19 protein-coding genes are annotated in these 13,522 nt (G+C 51.8%); 1 reads left to right on the top strand and 18 read right to left on the bottom strand.

All coding sequences use genetic code 11. The features are described from left to right. Window positions 1–76: 76 nt before the first annotated feature. Window positions 77–685 carry a tryptophan synthase subunit alpha gene (gene trpA / locus BJL95_RS06775; RefSeq protein WP_083385741.1) on the bottom strand — a complete coding sequence of 203 codons (609 nt, stop codon included), beginning with the start codon at window positions 683–685 and terminating at the stop codon, window positions 77–79. Then, complete coding sequence (trpB, locus tag BJL95_RS06770; protein ID WP_071156528.1) at window positions 682–1,896, bottom strand: tryptophan synthase subunit beta; 1,215 nt, start codon at window positions 1,894–1,896, stop codon at window positions 682–684. Before trpB ends, trpA begins: the two co-directional genes overlap by 4 nt. A 106-nt stretch (window positions 1,897–2,002) precedes the next feature. Here trpB and BJL95_RS23735 point away from each other — a divergent pair, with 106 nt between their 5' ends. Next, window positions 2,003–2,881 carry a LysR substrate-binding domain-containing protein gene (locus BJL95_RS23735; protein WP_083385739.1) on the top strand — a complete coding sequence of 293 codons (879 nt, stop codon included), beginning with the start codon at window positions 2,003–2,005 and terminating at the stop codon, window positions 2,879–2,881. On the opposite strand, the gene BJL95_RS06765 is transcribed toward BJL95_RS23735, so the two are convergent. The 16 genes from BJL95_RS06765 to BJL95_RS06690 all read right to left on the bottom strand — a co-directional run bounded on the left by BJL95_RS06765 (window position 2,848) and on the right by BJL95_RS06690 (window position 13,516). After that, entirely contained in the window at window positions 2,848–3,366 is a 519-nt protein-coding gene (locus BJL95_RS06765) for an N-acetyltransferase (protein ID WP_254786709.1), read from the bottom strand. The genes BJL95_RS23735 and BJL95_RS06765 overlap by 34 nt on opposite strands. Before the next feature lie 9 nt (window positions 3,367–3,375). Further along, window positions 3,376–4,005 carry an FMN-binding negative transcriptional regulator gene (locus BJL95_RS06760; protein WP_071156523.1) on the bottom strand — a complete coding sequence of 210 codons (630 nt, stop codon included), beginning with the start codon at window positions 4,003–4,005 and terminating at the stop codon, window positions 3,376–3,378. Window positions 4,006–4,034: 29 nt separating this feature from the next. Beyond that, on the bottom strand, window positions 4,035–4,424 hold the full coding sequence (locus BJL95_RS06755) for a tautomerase family protein (protein ID WP_071156521.1): 390 nt from the start codon (window positions 4,422–4,424) through the stop codon (window positions 4,035–4,037). Window positions 4,425–4,466: 42 nt separating this feature from the next. Continuing rightward, on the bottom strand, window positions 4,467–4,757 hold the full coding sequence (locus BJL95_RS06750) for a DUF1330 domain-containing protein (protein WP_071156519.1): 291 nt from the start codon (window positions 4,755–4,757) through the stop codon (window positions 4,467–4,469). Window positions 4,758–4,774: 17 nt separating this feature from the next. Next, a complete protein-coding gene (locus BJL95_RS06745) occupies window positions 4,775–5,443 on the bottom strand; it encodes a CTP synthase (protein ID WP_071156516.1) in 669 nt (222 codons plus the stop codon). A gap of 11 nt (window positions 5,444–5,454) precedes the next feature. Then, window positions 5,455–6,279, bottom strand: coding sequence for an alpha/beta fold hydrolase (locus tag BJL95_RS06740; RefSeq protein WP_071156514.1), 825 nt, complete (start codon window positions 6,277–6,279; stop codon window positions 5,455–5,457). Continuing rightward, entirely contained in the window at window positions 6,267–7,757 is a 1,491-nt protein-coding gene (locus BJL95_RS06735; protein WP_071156512.1) for an amidase, read from the bottom strand. The genes BJL95_RS06740 and BJL95_RS06735 overlap by 13 nt, the downstream gene beginning before the upstream one ends. Beyond that, window positions 7,754–8,254 carry a signal peptidase II gene (lspA, locus tag BJL95_RS06730; RefSeq protein ID WP_071156510.1) on the bottom strand — a complete coding sequence of 167 codons (501 nt, stop codon included), beginning with the start codon at window positions 8,252–8,254 and terminating at the stop codon, window positions 7,754–7,756. The genes BJL95_RS06735 and lspA overlap by 4 nt, the downstream gene beginning before the upstream one ends. Window positions 8,255–8,265: 11 nt before the next feature. Beyond that, window positions 8,266–8,667, bottom strand: a complete 402-nt coding sequence (locus BJL95_RS06725) for a GFA family protein (protein ID WP_071156508.1) — start codon at window positions 8,665–8,667, stop codon at window positions 8,266–8,268. After that, a complete protein-coding gene (locus tag BJL95_RS06720) occupies window positions 8,664–9,407 on the bottom strand; it encodes a bifunctional 2-polyprenyl-6-hydroxyphenol methylase/3-demethylubiquinol 3-O-methyltransferase UbiG (protein ID WP_071156506.1) in 744 nt (247 codons plus the stop codon). The genes BJL95_RS06725 and BJL95_RS06720 overlap by 4 nt, the downstream gene beginning before the upstream one ends. A gap of 35 nt (window positions 9,408–9,442) precedes the next feature. Continuing rightward, window positions 9,443–10,144 carry an HAD-IA family hydrolase gene (locus BJL95_RS06715; RefSeq protein WP_071156504.1) on the bottom strand — a complete coding sequence of 234 codons (702 nt, stop codon included), beginning with the start codon at window positions 10,142–10,144 and terminating at the stop codon, window positions 9,443–9,445. Window positions 10,145–10,252: 108 nt separating this feature from the next. Next, entirely contained in the window at window positions 10,253–10,819 is a 567-nt protein-coding gene (locus tag BJL95_RS06710) for a hypothetical protein (protein ID WP_071156502.1), read from the bottom strand. 74 nt (window positions 10,820–10,893) lie between these two features. Next, window positions 10,894–11,301 carry a hypothetical protein gene (locus BJL95_RS06705; RefSeq protein WP_071156500.1) on the bottom strand — a complete coding sequence of 136 codons (408 nt, stop codon included), beginning with the start codon at window positions 11,299–11,301 and terminating at the stop codon, window positions 10,894–10,896. 66 nt (window positions 11,302–11,367) lie between these two features. Next, a complete protein-coding gene (locus BJL95_RS06700) occupies window positions 11,368–12,054 on the bottom strand; it encodes a class I SAM-dependent methyltransferase (protein WP_071156498.1) in 687 nt (228 codons plus the stop codon). 32 nt (window positions 12,055–12,086) lie between these two features. Beyond that, window positions 12,087–12,563 carry a DUF4260 domain-containing protein gene (locus tag BJL95_RS06695; protein ID WP_254786708.1) on the bottom strand — a complete coding sequence of 159 codons (477 nt, stop codon included), beginning with the start codon at window positions 12,561–12,563 and terminating at the stop codon, window positions 12,087–12,089. A gap of 131 nt (window positions 12,564–12,694) precedes the next feature. Continuing rightward, window positions 12,695–13,516, bottom strand: coding sequence for a shikimate dehydrogenase (locus BJL95_RS06690; protein WP_071156494.1), 822 nt, complete (start codon window positions 13,514–13,516; stop codon window positions 12,695–12,697). Window positions 13,517–13,522 lie beyond the last annotated feature (6 nt).

The following is a 13,522-nucleotide window of genomic DNA, read 5'->3' as shown; positions in this document are numbered from 1 at the left end:
CGTCTCGAACTTCAATAGTTCCAGGTCCGATACGGCATCCAGCGACCCAAACCTGAGGTGCCCCTCAGGTGTGTTTTCACGGTCTATTATCCTTTGAAAAGCACGACTTGATAATACAAGGTCCTGTAACTGCGCCTGTAACACCGTTCAGATTCACGTGATAAACAAATCCACTTGCCTCGGGTAGCAGCTTTGCCAAGCGCTCGTCATCACTTGATGGTGCAGTCATCCGTATTAAGTGTAAGCCCGCTTTTCTGGCGGCTTCATGATAGGGTCCTGAATATTCTAAGGGTAGATCAACTAAAATAAGACCATCCACACCGGATTTGACGGCATCCTGCATCAGGTTGTCTTTGCCATACTGCAGTACCGGATTAAGGTAGCCCATCAACACCACAGGTGTCTGATTATCCCACTCGCGCAATTTTGTAACCAGTTCTAACGTGCGCTGAGTCGTCTGTCCAGCAGCTAATGCACGAATGTGCGCGGCTTGGATCACCGGCCCATCGGCTACCGGATCACTGAACGGTAGGCCTAGTTCGATTATATCGGCGCCTGCAGTAGCCAAAGATTTCAGCAAATTCAGACTGGTGTCGAAATCTGGATCGCTGGCTGCGAAATAAGTTACCAGTCCGCTACGCTTCTGCTGACGCAAGCGATTGAGTGTGAGGTCAAGGCGATTCATACGGTTTCTCCTGTGTATCGCAAGACAGTATCCACATCCTTGTCACCTCGCCCACTGAGACAAATCACCAAAGATTCATCCGGGGACATTGTCGGCGCAAGCTTGCGGGCAAAGGCCAGTGCATGGGCACTTTCCAGCGCCGGCAAGATACCTTCATTACGGCAGAGCCAATGAAATGCATCCAAAGCCTCAGAATCTGTGGCCGACTCATAGCATACTCGACCACACTCATGTAACAAGGCATGCTCCGGCCCGACGCCGGGATAATCCAGCCCGGCAGAAATCGAATGGGCGTTCAGGATTTGTCCATCAGTATCCTGCAACAAATAGGTCAAATTGCCGTGTAATACGCCAGGATGACCTCTGCCCAGGCAAGCGGCATGCTTGCCTGTGGAAAGTCCTAGTCCGCCGGCTTCCACACCAAACAATTGAATATCCGGTTCCGCCAGAAAAGTATGGAACAAACCGATCGCATTCGAGCCTCCGCCTATACATGCAACCATGGCATCAGGTAATCGCCCTGTTTGTGCAATTATTTGTTCCCGTGTTTCTAATCCTATAACGCGCTGAAAATCCCTGACCATGCGCGGGTAAGGATGCGGTCCTGCACCGGTGCCCAGCAAGTAATAGGTGCTATTGACATGCGTGAGCCAATCGCGCAGCGCTTCGTTCATCGCATCCTTGAGCGTAGCGGTGCCTGTTGTGACTGGCCTGACTTCAGCGCCCAGCAGTCGCATGCGTTGCACATTAGCCGATTGCCGAGCCATGTCTTCGGCTCCCATAAAGATCACGCATTGCAGATGAAACAGCGCGCAAACTGTAGCGGTTGCCACACCATGCTGGCCCGCACCTGTTTCGGCAATTATTCTTCGCTTGCCCATGCGCTGAGCTAACAGAATCTGGCCTACGCAATTATTGATCTTGTGAGCGCCTGTATGGTTAAGATCCTCGCGCTTCAGATAAATTCGGGCGCCGCCCAAATCGGCCGTGAGATTTTCTGTAAAAAACAGTGGGCTGGGACGACCTACGAAGTTTGCCAGAATTTCTCTGTAACGCTGCCAGAACTGGGCATCGTTGCTGGCTTCTTCGAAAACGCGTGACAGCTCATGTAAAGCCGGCATTAATGTTTCCGGCATATAGCAGCCGCCAAAACGGCCAAATTGTCCATCTGCATCCGGCCCGTCGCCAATATAACCAGGAATAGAGTTCATCACTAATATCGTTAGAGTTTAGAATATGTTGCATCATATCCACTTTAAGTCCTTGTCAATAGCGAGATATTCTTACTTCATGCTGTTAATATTTCTCACATAGAATATGCGTCGCCTGCCTCCTCTCAATGCCTTGCGCGTATTCGAAGCCGCTGCCCGGCACTTAAATTTCTCTGCAGCTGCGGAAGAGTTGTGTGTAACTCACAGCGCCGTTAGTCACCAGATTCGCCTGTTGGAAGATTGGCTGGGGCAATCCGTTTTCCGGCGTCACTCCGGCGGGGTGCATTTGACTACGGTTGGCGCCAGCCTCCAGCAAGCTGCCAACCATGCCCTGAGTCTGCTGGAAGCGAGTTGTTCGGATATCCTACGGCAGACACAACCGGAAGAAATCGTGGTCGGTGCCCCCGGGAGCTTTTTGGCTAACTGGCTGATCCCCCGTCTTGACAGTTTTGATGCGCTTAATCCAGGCATCCGATTGCGTCTGCAGACCTGTTCCGATATAGCAGAACTGGTTAATCGACAGGTTGATGCCCTGATAGTGAGCGGCAATCCTTTAATGCCGCGCAACATAAACGTGACTCCACTGCTGAAGGAGACTATCGGCCCTGTTTGCTCGCCTAGATTAGCGTCGCAACTTCAAACCCCAGAAGATCTTACAAGCCTGACTTTACTCCATACCGCTTCGCATCAGCAGGCCTGGTCTAACTGGGCAACAGCTCTCGGCAAGCCTTCGACTTTTCTAGTGTCTGGCCGGCAGTTCGATCATCTCTCATTGATGCTTGAGGCGGCCGCAACCGGACTGGGTATAGCAATTGCGCCAGCATTGTTAGTTGAACGGGAATTAGAAAGGGGGCGGCTCGTTGCTCCACTGGGATTTCTATCGACGGGGACTACTTTTGACTTGTGTATATTGGCTAGACGCCAGGACGAGACTGCAATTATGCGTGTATATCAATGGTTTATAACAGCATCAAACGAGCAATAATAGTTTAAAGGTTCAATTGCCGGGATCGGAAAATGATAGACATAAAACTGTTCGTCGCGCGTCCAACCGGTTGTTCGATAAAGACCCTGCGCTTCGGTGTTGATTACTGCCGTTGACAAGGTCAGGCGAACAGCGTCTAAGGCAGCCGCATATTCGACTGCTGCGGCTATTAGCCGGCCGGCAACGCCTTGCCTACGAAATCCGGCATCGACGAATAGATCGTTGAGAATGTATGTTCGAGCCAGCGAGACTGACGAAAAGCTGGGGTAAAGCTGAACAAAGCCGGTGGCTCTATTGTCCTGCTCAGCCAGGAACAGTACCGATTCGCCGTGTTCGAATCGATCCCGCAAAAACGATTTCGCCGCATTCGGATCGCTAGGTTTACCGTAAAACTGGCGGTAACCGTCGAATAACGGAATGAGTACATCCAGGTCGGACAGCGTGGCTTGGCGAACAGCAAATGGCTTCATGACGACTTCTCTCAATGGTCGGACTCAAGGCTTGGCTGCATCGGCGACTAAATTCGCCATGGCCGGCTGGCCGGACTCGTGCAAAGCTGTGATCACGCTGCTTTGGTTTTCCGGCGGCTGGTTTTGGCTGATTTTCCACTTGCCTTGCAACCGCGTCACGCTGATTTCGATACCAACAATCTGTGTGATCAAGCGTTCGGTAAAATCGGCAGGCGCGTCCGCTACCGACCAAGGCTCGGGAAAACCGGCTTCGAATGCCGCCGTCATATCCTCCAATTGCCGGCGAATCCAGGCTGGGTCGTCGATGATCCTTAGTTTGCCGTAAGCATGCACGGTGGCGTAGTTCCAGGTCGGCACCACTTTACCGGTTTGCGGTTTGCTGGCATACCAGGACGGCGAGATGTAGGAATTTTCAGATTGAAACACCGCCAACACCTCCGTCTGTTGATCGAAATCGGTCCAAAGTGGATTCGAGCGGGCAATGTGGCCGCTCAGTTTACCGTAGGCCGAACCATCGTCTGTCAACTGCAGTGGAATGTGGTTAGCGTTCAGACCGTCGGCGGCTAAGGTAACCAGCGTCGCCAGCGGATAATCGCGCATCAAGGCCTGCATGACCTCGGTTCGCGGTTCGTCGAAATGCTTAGGGATATACATTGATGCTTACCGTTAAAATGTCGATGCCGCTAGACATTTATTTTGTAATTCAAGACCACCTCGTCGCCGTGCATGCCGCGGAATCCCCAATTGCAGGCGGGACTTTCAACTATGCAAATTTCTATATCCTGGTGAGTAATACCGATCTTTTCTTGGATGCGGTCGAACAGTAAACGAATGAGTTTTTTCTTGGTCTCCGTTTCCCGGCCGCTAATCATGCTGATCTCGATAATCGTATAGGCGTCTGTCCTGCCGCTGGGCGCGAAAAGATCCTCCTTTTCCATCGGAAAGAATCGATGAGCTCTCTTATCTTGCGGAAACTGCAGCGCGTCAACCACGCAGTCATGAATCACGTCTGATAGTTGCCGCTTGATGGGATTGAGATGATCTTTGATGCCGTATATTTTGATTTGTGCCATTTTGATACTCTACCCGTTGATATGTTGGACTTTACTGTTGCGTTACAAACACCCATCCACTAAAACGAGTTTACTGGTAGTCGTTTGATGGCGTAATGAAAAAAGCGCTTGCGCTTCGGAGTCTTGAAGAAAGCCGTTAGCTTGTTCTCGTGATGGAAACTCGATGACAACGACCCTTTCAGGCCTCCAATCACCCTCTATAACGGTAGGCTGTTCGCCCCGGACCACATACCTTCCGGAATGCTTTTCTATGAATGCCGGTATTTTCGAGATGTATTCTCGGAATCGATCAAAATCATGGATCGTTAGATCCAAAATGAGATAAGTATTCATAGGTTTGCCACCGCCTTTTAAAAAGCCGAAACCAAAAGATGCGGTCGTTCCGGCGTGGATCGGGCTTGCGGTACGAACAGCGTACCGATGAAAAATGGATGTCCAGGCCACTCGATCACCCGAATCTCGCCTTCGTCATTGGCGCCGGTAATTCGCATGGGGCCTTGTTTCAGGGTATCGACATAGTCCGGGTTGATGCCGAAGTTGCAGTAATACTGTTCGGTTGCCGTCAAGGCACCGTAGATTTCCGCAACGCGCGAATCCGCTTCCAAAGTCAGCGGCAGCGCCCTCCCGGCCAGCGAGCATGCGAGTTGCGAAATGAAAAGCGTCGAGGCGTACGGATCGTACTCGGCATGTTGTGCGTCTTTAAATCCCAACACGTTGCGGGCATATTCGATAATCATATGCTGAAAACCGCCGCAGGTGCCAAAGCATGGGATATTGTTTTCTCGGGCATGGCGAATCGCCGCCAATGTCTTGTCCATGTCTTTGTACGGGCTGCCGGGTGCCACCCAGATTCCGGAGTAGCGCTCGAACAGGGTTTGGTCGATGTCCTCGGTTGAAATCCAGTCGGCGTTAATCTCTAACCCCAAAGCCGTCTTGGCATGTTCGATGGCAGCGTTGGTCGCCAGATGCGGCGGAAATGCCGGGGTGTATTCGCCGAGCAATGCGATTGATTTGGTCATGGGTTTCTCGGCTAGTTTAAGGCCTTGATCGACTGACAGATCGCCGGCGCAGTTCGATACAGGCAGGAATAATTGGAAAGCCCATCCAGTATCGTGATGTTCGAACAGCCAGGTAGCGCCGATGCCAAATAATCCGCCATCGCAACCGGCGACCAGTTGTCCGCTGCGCCGTGCCAAATATGAGTATCGACGCTTATATCGGCCAGCGTCGCTTTCCAAGGCTGCACGTAGGCGATGATGTCGCGAGCATAGCCTAGCGAATCGCGCTTAAAACTGGTTTTGAGCGTTTTGGTCATGGCGGTCCGAAACGTCTTGTCCTCTGCTAAAGTATTTTCTTCACCGGTCGCGCTGGAAAATAATATCCGCAACAACAGGCCGGGAAACCTACGCGCCAGCCATCCTTGCACGCGAGCCAGCCGCAGAAATGCCGACGGATGATTTTGAGCCAGCCGGAAAACGGCTTTTCCCGCCGCCGCGTCGATGAAGTTGCCGGCATCCATCGGCGCGGCCGCGGAAACCAAATGCAAGCTGCGAACTTGACCGTTCATCGCTCGGCATACTTGCAAGGCAATGAAGGCGCCAATCGAAAAGCCGATAAAATCGACGGGGTTAGCGCCAACCTTGTTGGCAATCTCTTCGGCTATGCATTGGTAATAAGCGTCGCCTTGCAACCTAGGGGCTATGGTCGAGCGGTCGTAACAAATGATGGTCAGCTGATGTTGTTTGCCATGAAGGTCAAAAATTTCGCATTCGTCAGGCGAACCCGGCGTGCCGTGAAAATAGATCACCGGTTGGCCGTCGGCGGCACCGAATTGGCTAAATGCTATTGATGACATAGCGGCGGCATCCTGTGTTTCCAAGGCTCGGCCTGTTCAAACTGGGCGGCCAGTTGCAACAATAGCCGGTCGTTACCGATTGCGGCCATGAACTGCGCGCCATGAGGCAAGCCGTCGTCGCTCCAATACAGCGGCACCGACATGGCCGGTTGGCCGGTGATGTTGGCAAGCGGAGTGAACGGCGTTTGCTGCACGGCTTTGCCGATGATCGCATCCAGCAAGCGGTTGCAGAAGAGCTTGTCGGCCAAGCCGCTCGCCAGCAATCCGCGCATCAGCCATTGTTCCAAGATATTGGGATCGAGCGCATCGGACGCCAACGGCGGCGTGGCGACCGTCGGCGTCAGAACCACGTCGTAGCGACGATGAAAATCCGCCAAGCGCTCGGCAATCCCTTGCCAGACAGCCAGCGCCTGCTGTACCTGTTCGTCGCTCACGCCTTTGCCGATGCCGGCCATCAGCCGGGTATTCAATTCGATGGCCAGCTGAGGCTCGGTCACCTCCAACCACTGCGCCATATTGGCGACATCCCGCGCGGTATAGTAAAAAATCACGGTCAGAAAGGCGCGCATCAATTCGCGGCCGTCGAAATTCCATGCTGCTTCCTCCACAACGTGGCCGAGCGCCTCGCAGTGTTTGGCGGCTTTGGCCGCGGCAGCAAGACAGTCGCGGTGTATCAATGTCTCGACAGGCGCCTGGTTAATCAGCGCAATTTTCAGCCGTTTCGGTGGCTGCGTGGTGGCGTGCAGATAAGACGTGGCTGCCGTGCTGGTAGCAGCCTGATCGGTGTTGCCGGCCACTAAATCCAGATAGGCGGCGCTGTCGCGCACGCTGATCGTGCAGACATGGCTGACCACCGCCCCACCCCAAACCTTCGATAAATCCTCAAAACGGTTCAAGCCTCGGGACGGTTTGAAACCAAAGATGCCGCAATAGGACGCCGGCAATCTGATTGAGCCGCCGCCGTCGCTGGCATAGGCCATAGTCACGATGCGGGCCGCTACGGCTGCGGCACTGCCGCCGCTGGAGCCACCGGAATTGAGGCTTAGATTCCAGGGGTTGAGGGTGCTTCCGAACACGGCGTTGTTGGCCAGTGCCGATGCGCCGAGCTCGGAGGTGTTGGTCTTGCCGAAGGTAATCAAACCGGATGCATTGAGCCGGACGGCCATCTCGCTATCGGCGGCGGGACGGTAATCCTTCATCGCCACGCTGGCGTTCGACATCGGCACACCTGCGAAACGCAGCATCAGGTCCTTGACCAGAAACGGCACACCGGTAAACGGTCCTCGCTTGCCCAGGTTTTTAACCAACGATTCCGCCAGATCGTCCATCGGCGTGACGACGGCATTCAGTAACGGATTGAAGGCGGCCAGTCGCGTCTGAGCGGCCTTCAGCAATTCCCCTGCCGAAACTTCGCCGGATTGCACCAGCTGTGCCAGCCCCAAGGCATCGTATTGCGGATATTCGCTGAATGGATTCATCGCTCAGACAGCCGTTTGTTAGCGCGAGGCATGCCAGTAATTAACAGCAACGCACCTACGACTACGACCACATCGGCCAGGTTGAACACGCCGGTGCGGATTGGCCCGATGCCGATATTGATAAAATCCACCACATAGCCGCCGTATATCAATCTATCGATCAGATTGCCCAAGCCACCCGCCAACAACAGCGTGTATGCCAGTATCGAGGACGGCGAGGCTGATTTGGAAAACAGGATGTAACCCAGCAAAAAAACTAACATTCCGGCTACGCCAAGCGAGAATAAGCCGTCGCGCAAATTTTCCGGAAACGACGATCCCAGACCCAAAAATGCGCCATGGTTATGGGCCACCTGCAAGCGTACAACATCACCACAAAACGACCAGACTTCGGTCTCAGATAAAAACGATTGGGCTACGGACTTGGTGACCTGATCGCAGCCGACACAAGAAATCAGCACGATAACGGTCAAGACAATGCGTTTGGATAGCTTCATTCGCTACTTCCTCAGGTATATTGTTTCAGTTCGAGATCGGGATTGACATAATCCCAAGGTTGATGGCTGGCAGCCCAAAACACCGTCTGCGGCTTAAACACAGTCGGGTTATCCAAGGTTGCGGCATGAAAAAACAGCATGCCCGGATAACCCGATGATTTCTTTAAAACCGGATTGCCGCAAGTCGGACAAAACCCACTAGTGACGATATTGCCGCTATCGGCAGTCAGTTCGTAAAATTTCAACGCTCCCGAAATCATCGTGTCTGCTTCCGATGCTACAAACTCGGCCGAATGACCTGTTCCGGTGATTCTTTGACATTGCCTGCATTGGCATAAAAAGGACAAACGCGGTTCGGTTTGTAATTCGTAACGAATTGCTCCGCACATGCAGCCGCCTTTAAATTCGCTCATGCAATTTCTCCTTGCGATGGTTTAACCGCTATGATGGCAGTCATTCGGTTAACGACTTCGTTAAACGCCATCCTCAAGCCGCAGTCGGTAAGAATTTTCACAACATCGCCTGGCGAAACACGGACTTTATAGTACGAACTCACTTTTTGCTGCCAGCCGTCTTCCGTTTTAACCTGCAGCAAATCGGTTACCCGCACCCTGCCCACCTCGTAATCCAAACAGCACGTTAGTATCTTTGTGTCGTCGCTCTTTACCGGAATAAAGCGCTGATCGCCCGAGAGTGCCGTCGAATAATCTCGAAAGGACAAGACCAGTTTTCCGCCGTCAGTTAACGATTCGCAGCAATCGGAAATCAATTGTCTGACGTCATCCAAACTTTCAAGATGTGTCAGCGTGTCGCCCCAGCAAATAATGAGCTCGGGTTTGGGATCGGCATATTTTTTTACCTGACGAATATCGTCATTACAGCCGGTAACGGAAAGTGTCTGCGTATTGTCGATTAACTCGGATAAAAGCCGTTGGTTAAAATCAATCGCTTTTACCGTATATCCCAATTTGGCCAAGGAAACACTTTGTATACCATGCCCTGCCCCCAGATCTAAGGCGATTGAAGTGCTATGTGGAGATAGGCCGTTAGCTACCAAAAATTGTTGATGTTCTTTTTGCCTAGCATCGAAGTCTCCAACCATCCAAGAATAAATATTGCCAAGATGCTGGTCGTAGTGTGCTTTTGCGGTCATGTTATTTTCCTGTCGTTATTCAATAATTCAATGCTTTATACGTCGTGAAGTGCCGGCGATGGGGCAGCGTGTAAATCGGGACGGTTTAGTTGGGTCATGTGAGCAAATTGCTTGAGCAGTTGCGGCAGCTGCGACATATCATCGAATACAACATGGCCCGCGGTCTGATACGAAGGGGCCACGCCGGTTTGTACATAGTAAAGCGGCGTCATGCCTGCTGCTATGGCAGCCGCTACCCCTACTTCACTATCTTCGATCACCGCACACTGATTAGGCGTAAAGCCCATCTCACGGGCGGCATATTGGAATACACCCGGATCGGGTTTCCATGAACCGATCTCATACGAACTGAACAGATTGTCGCCAAAATAAGCAGCAAGGCCGCTGACATCCAAGGCCTGACGGATTTTCGGAAGCGGTCCACTGGAGGCAATGCATTTCGGCGAGTTCAGGGTTGCGATCATTTCCAAAACGCCTGGCATGGGTTTCAAATCACACGCGAAGAGTTCCGCAACACGCTGGCGATAGCGCTGTTCAAACAAATTAGGCAGATTCAGGCCAAGACGGTTTTCAAGGTCATTCAGAATCGAGCTTAGTTTTTGGCCGCGATAGCGTTCGGTCAAGGTCTGCAGTGAATCATTCAATTGCGGAAGCAGATCGAGAAAGGCTTGATTGCACAGTCCCTCGCTGTCAACCAGCGTGCCGTCCAAGTCGAAGATGACACAAATAGTGTTCATAGTGAGAAGCGGGGTACGCGTCTCAAGCGGACCAAGACCGACGATACGACCGATGCTGGCGGGCTTGGGCGGATTGAAACCGAGGATGTCATAGCCTCGACGCCATTTCTAAAGTACCTCACCCAGCGATTCCTTGAGCGGGATATCGGCATTGAGTCTGTACCAGTCATTGAACCGCTGACGATAGGATTCAAATGGCTGATGCAGTTCCATACGCGGATCGTTGCTCAGGGCGTAGGCCATGCCTTCGATTAGCCACTGCTCACCGCTTAGCAGCGTCAGGCTGCCGAATTGATCGGCCTGCCAATGATGGATGAGCTCATGCGCAACGTAGTGTGGCTGCCAAGCTCGCGGCGCGATGACGATAGCGAAACTGCCCAAGGTGAATCCAGCCTTGTTCGATAGCCCGAATACAGACCGGCATTGCTCCGTGCTACAGAAGATGATCTTCGGCTCGCCGATAGCCAAGCCCCATTGCGTAGCAAGATAACTTTTCGAGTCATAGAGTAGAGATTCCGCGGCCGTAAGCCGAGAAAAATCGTCTATGCATAGGTTTTGTTCGTTGCAACGGACGCCAAATGCTTCCGGAATCAACACCCGCACCGGTTTGAAAAAAGCAAACGCGGAAATCGGCAACAGCAGGAGAATCACGACCAACCATTTAATGTATTTCATCAAGCTTTCTCATGGCATATAACGCATACGTTTCGGTAAAGCGCAGATTTCATCTGGTATCTGTTTACCGATTGCTATATAGAGCCCTTGTACTGTTTGATATTGTCTTCAAAAACAAGATTTTTCTTGGAAATTTCCTTTACCTCCGCAGGGAGATTAGATATATCAAAGAATCTCAATGGTTTCCCGGACTCTTTGAACATCTGAATTTCAGCTAGGACGCCATCGCTAATTTCGCCATAAACCCATAGCTCATCACACCTCTTCATGAGGTTGTTATTCCCGCTTCTAACCAAATCTCTGTCGACGAGTTCGTAGAGAAAATAGCCAAACAAATTGAAGGGATTTACTGGAACCGCTCCCTGCTCAAAAGCGTGTTTGCATATCAGCATGCGCTGGTGAAAGTTTTTGCACGATTGAGCCGTAAACACAACTTTTTTGTCTTGTTGAAGGTCCTTAGCAACGTGGTTGAATTCTGCCATGTAAATAGTCTTAATAAATATGCGATTAGCGCGAAAAATTGTGCCCTTTATGAACTTGATCCATGTTCATTGTTTCGGCTTAATGACCAGCATTCGATTACCGCCGCGTTGAAATTCGTAATCAACCCTAACGATTTGTACGTCAAATCCTCGGCTGGCAAATTCTTCGTTAACGAGGGAAAGATAAGGCGAAATTGATCCATCCAGCGCAAGCAGCGGAAATACCCGCACCTCCCTAGCGACGCGTAACATTTCCCGTAACGCTTGAAGATGAAATTCTGCCGACAAGTGTGCGCTGTACAAAAACAGAAAATGCGACGACAAGGCAATATCGAATTTTCCGTTTTCGAAAGGCAGCGAAGGTAACTCTCCTGCTACATATCGGCCTTGTTGCTTGCCCAACTCGAAATCGGAGAGGAAAGTGTCCATGGCCGACATTCGGATTTCTCCGAGCGCTTCTATTGATGGAATGACATCCCATACGTAGTCGGTTTGGTTGTAACGCATTTGAGCCATGACAGTTTCATAGGTCTCCGCTATGCGGCTTTTAATCTGCTCGACATCAAAGATATAGACAGGATCAACAGAAACCACTGCACCGCCGCGTTTGGTCAGTTCAGCGTTAAAGCCTGCAGGCCCGTCACCACAGCCCAGAATATGTCTGCCAAGATCGGCCTCGGTCAGACCAAACATGTCGACATATTCGGTGTATGAACGTCCCCAAGGTACGACTTTGTCGAGTGTAAAAGCCATCCAATGTTCCCTAAATGTTCCGGAAAACCCGGTTATTGCACGTCTGAATGTTTGACAGCCAATCGCCCGATGCGGCCAAGATGGGTAAAACCGAATCCCTCCGGGTATTTGAGTCCGTAACCCAGCGCCCTATCAAAGCCGATGTGGGCACACCAGATTAAACCGGCACATTGCAGTGCCGGAGACGGAACCGTAACGCCGATCACCAGGCTGGCAATGGCTCCGAGGTATGAGTGCGCAGTGTTATAGCTAATGGCGCCAACCTTGGCGCCCGCGAAATAACCGAGCAAAGAAATATCGGGTACCAGGAAGTAGATTGCGAAAGTGCTCCAGTCCAGATCGAGTTTTGCGTAAGCGATGCAGGCCGCAATCAGCATGCAAAATCCCTCCAGCCGCAATAAAACACGAACGGCACCTGTTGTTTCACCTAGCATTTTGACTCCAGCAATTCCTGCATAGAAACTGATTGTTTTGGGTTCATTACAACCCGGGTTGATGTCTTTCGACAACTGTCAGTGTTGACAGGGTATGGTTTGAAACTTGTAATTTCCGGCGTGCAGCTCGTTTATTATCCGGCTATAACTGCAACCACAATCCAGGATTTGCTATGTATCGACAAGCTCTCTGGGCATATTGCATCTCACTCGGCTCCCATAAACGCCAACATCAGATTCATTTGTGCAGCCAGCATGGGAACACCGGTGTGGATGACTTTCCCTTGACCGGATGCTTCCTGGAGTAGCGGCGTCATTTCCGGTGCGATTACGCATTCGGCTACCAAGCCGCAATGCCGTATCAATCCCTTGGCGATCGGTAGCTCATCACTTGGCTTCATGCCGAGAGAAGTGCCGTTAATAGCGATGTCGTAGAGCGATGTTGCATGGATTGCTGTTGTGACCTCAACTTGAGGATAAACATGGGTAACTCGCTCCACCAGAGCGCCGGCTCTTTGCGGTGTTCGATTCTGTATGCAGAGCGTAGCGCAGCCGTGCTTTGCAAGGGCAAAAGCAATAGCCGATGCCGCACCTCCGGCCCCAACAAGAAGGACGCGTGCACCTTTCACACTGTATCCGGCGCCGGCTAGTCCGGCAATAAAACCCTCGCCGTCCAGCATGGTGCCGATGAGGCGGCCGTCTCGGTTTCGGCGAACCACATTCACGGCGCCGACCAGGCGTGCCTCTGGGGTAAGTTCATCGACTAAACTGGCGGTAACGATTTTATGAGGCATGGAGACGACTGCGCCCCCGAAGTTTTTCAAAGCGCGCAGGTCCGCAATAAATGCGGGAAAGCCTTCGGCCGATACTTGCATGGGGAGCATTACAAAGGCCCCCAAGAGTCCCCGTTCATCCAGTAATGTGTTTGCCATGACCGGCGTTCTGGCCTGGCTGACTGGGTCGGCTATTACGCCGAGTATTTTGGTGTTGCCGGTAATGGATGCAAGCATGTTTTTTGGATTCTGCATAAAAGT

Source organism: Methylomonas sp. LWB, assembly GCF_001856095.1.
Classification (GTDB): domain Bacteria; phylum Pseudomonadota; class Gammaproteobacteria; order Methylococcales; family Methylomonadaceae; genus Methylomonas; species Methylomonas koyamae_A.
The sequence above is the reverse complement of the archived record's forward strand: the minus strand, read 5'-3'. Positions and strand labels throughout refer to the sequence as shown.

Bases quoted from the DNA above. Each gene is read 5' to 3' on its own strand.
- trpA (WP_083385741.1), bottom strand. From the start codon at position 685: ATGAATCGCCTTGACCTCACACTCAATCGCTTGCGTCAGCAGAAGCGT.
- trpB (WP_071156528.1), bottom strand. From the start codon at position 1,896: ATGAACTCTATTCCTGGTTATATTGGCGACGGGCCGGATGCAGATGGA.
- BJL95_RS23735 (WP_083385739.1), top strand. From the start codon at position 2,003: ATGCGTCGCCTGCCTCCTCTCAATGCCTTGCGCGTATTCGAAGCCGCT.
- BJL95_RS06760 (WP_071156523.1), bottom strand. From the start codon at position 4,005: ATGTATATCCCTAAGCATTTCGACGAACCGCGAACCGAGGTCATGCAG.
- BJL95_RS06755 (WP_071156521.1), bottom strand. From the start codon at position 4,424: ATGGCACAAATCAAAATATACGGCATCAAAGATCATCTCAATCCCATC.
- BJL95_RS06750 (WP_071156519.1), bottom strand. From the start codon at position 4,757: ATGAATACTTATCTCATTTTGGATCTAACGATCCATGATTTTGATCGA.
- BJL95_RS06745 (WP_071156516.1), bottom strand. From the start codon at position 5,443: ATGACCAAATCAATCGCATTGCTCGGCGAATACACCCCGGCATTTCCG.
- BJL95_RS06740 (WP_071156514.1), bottom strand. From the start codon at position 6,279: ATGTCATCAATAGCATTTAGCCAATTCGGTGCCGCCGACGGCCAACCG.
- BJL95_RS06735 (WP_071156512.1), bottom strand. From the start codon at position 7,757: ATGAATCCATTCAGCGAATATCCGCAATACGATGCCTTGGGGCTGGCA.
- lspA (WP_071156510.1), bottom strand. From the start codon at position 8,254: ATGAAGCTATCCAAACGCATTGTCTTGACCGTTATCGTGCTGATTTCT.
- BJL95_RS06725 (WP_071156508.1), bottom strand. From the start codon at position 8,667: ATGAGCGAATTTAAAGGCGGCTGCATGTGCGGAGCAATTCGTTACGAA.
- BJL95_RS06720 (WP_071156506.1), bottom strand. From the start codon at position 9,407: ATGACCGCAAAAGCACACTACGACCAGCATCTTGGCAATATTTATTCT.
- BJL95_RS06715 (WP_071156504.1), bottom strand. From the start codon at position 10,144: ATGAACACTATTTGTGTCATCTTCGACTTGGACGGCACGCTGGTTGAC.
- BJL95_RS06710 (WP_071156502.1), bottom strand. From the start codon at position 10,819: ATGAAATACATTAAATGGTTGGTCGTGATTCTCCTGCTGTTGCCGATT.
- BJL95_RS06705 (WP_071156500.1), bottom strand. From the start codon at position 11,301: ATGGCAGAATTCAACCACGTTGCTAAGGACCTTCAACAAGACAAAAAA.
- BJL95_RS06700 (WP_071156498.1), bottom strand. From the start codon at position 12,054: ATGGCTTTTACACTCGACAAAGTCGTACCTTGGGGACGTTCATACACC.
- BJL95_RS06690 (WP_071156494.1), bottom strand. From the start codon at position 13,516: ATGCAGAATCCAAAAAACATGCTTGCATCCATTACCGGCAACACCAAA.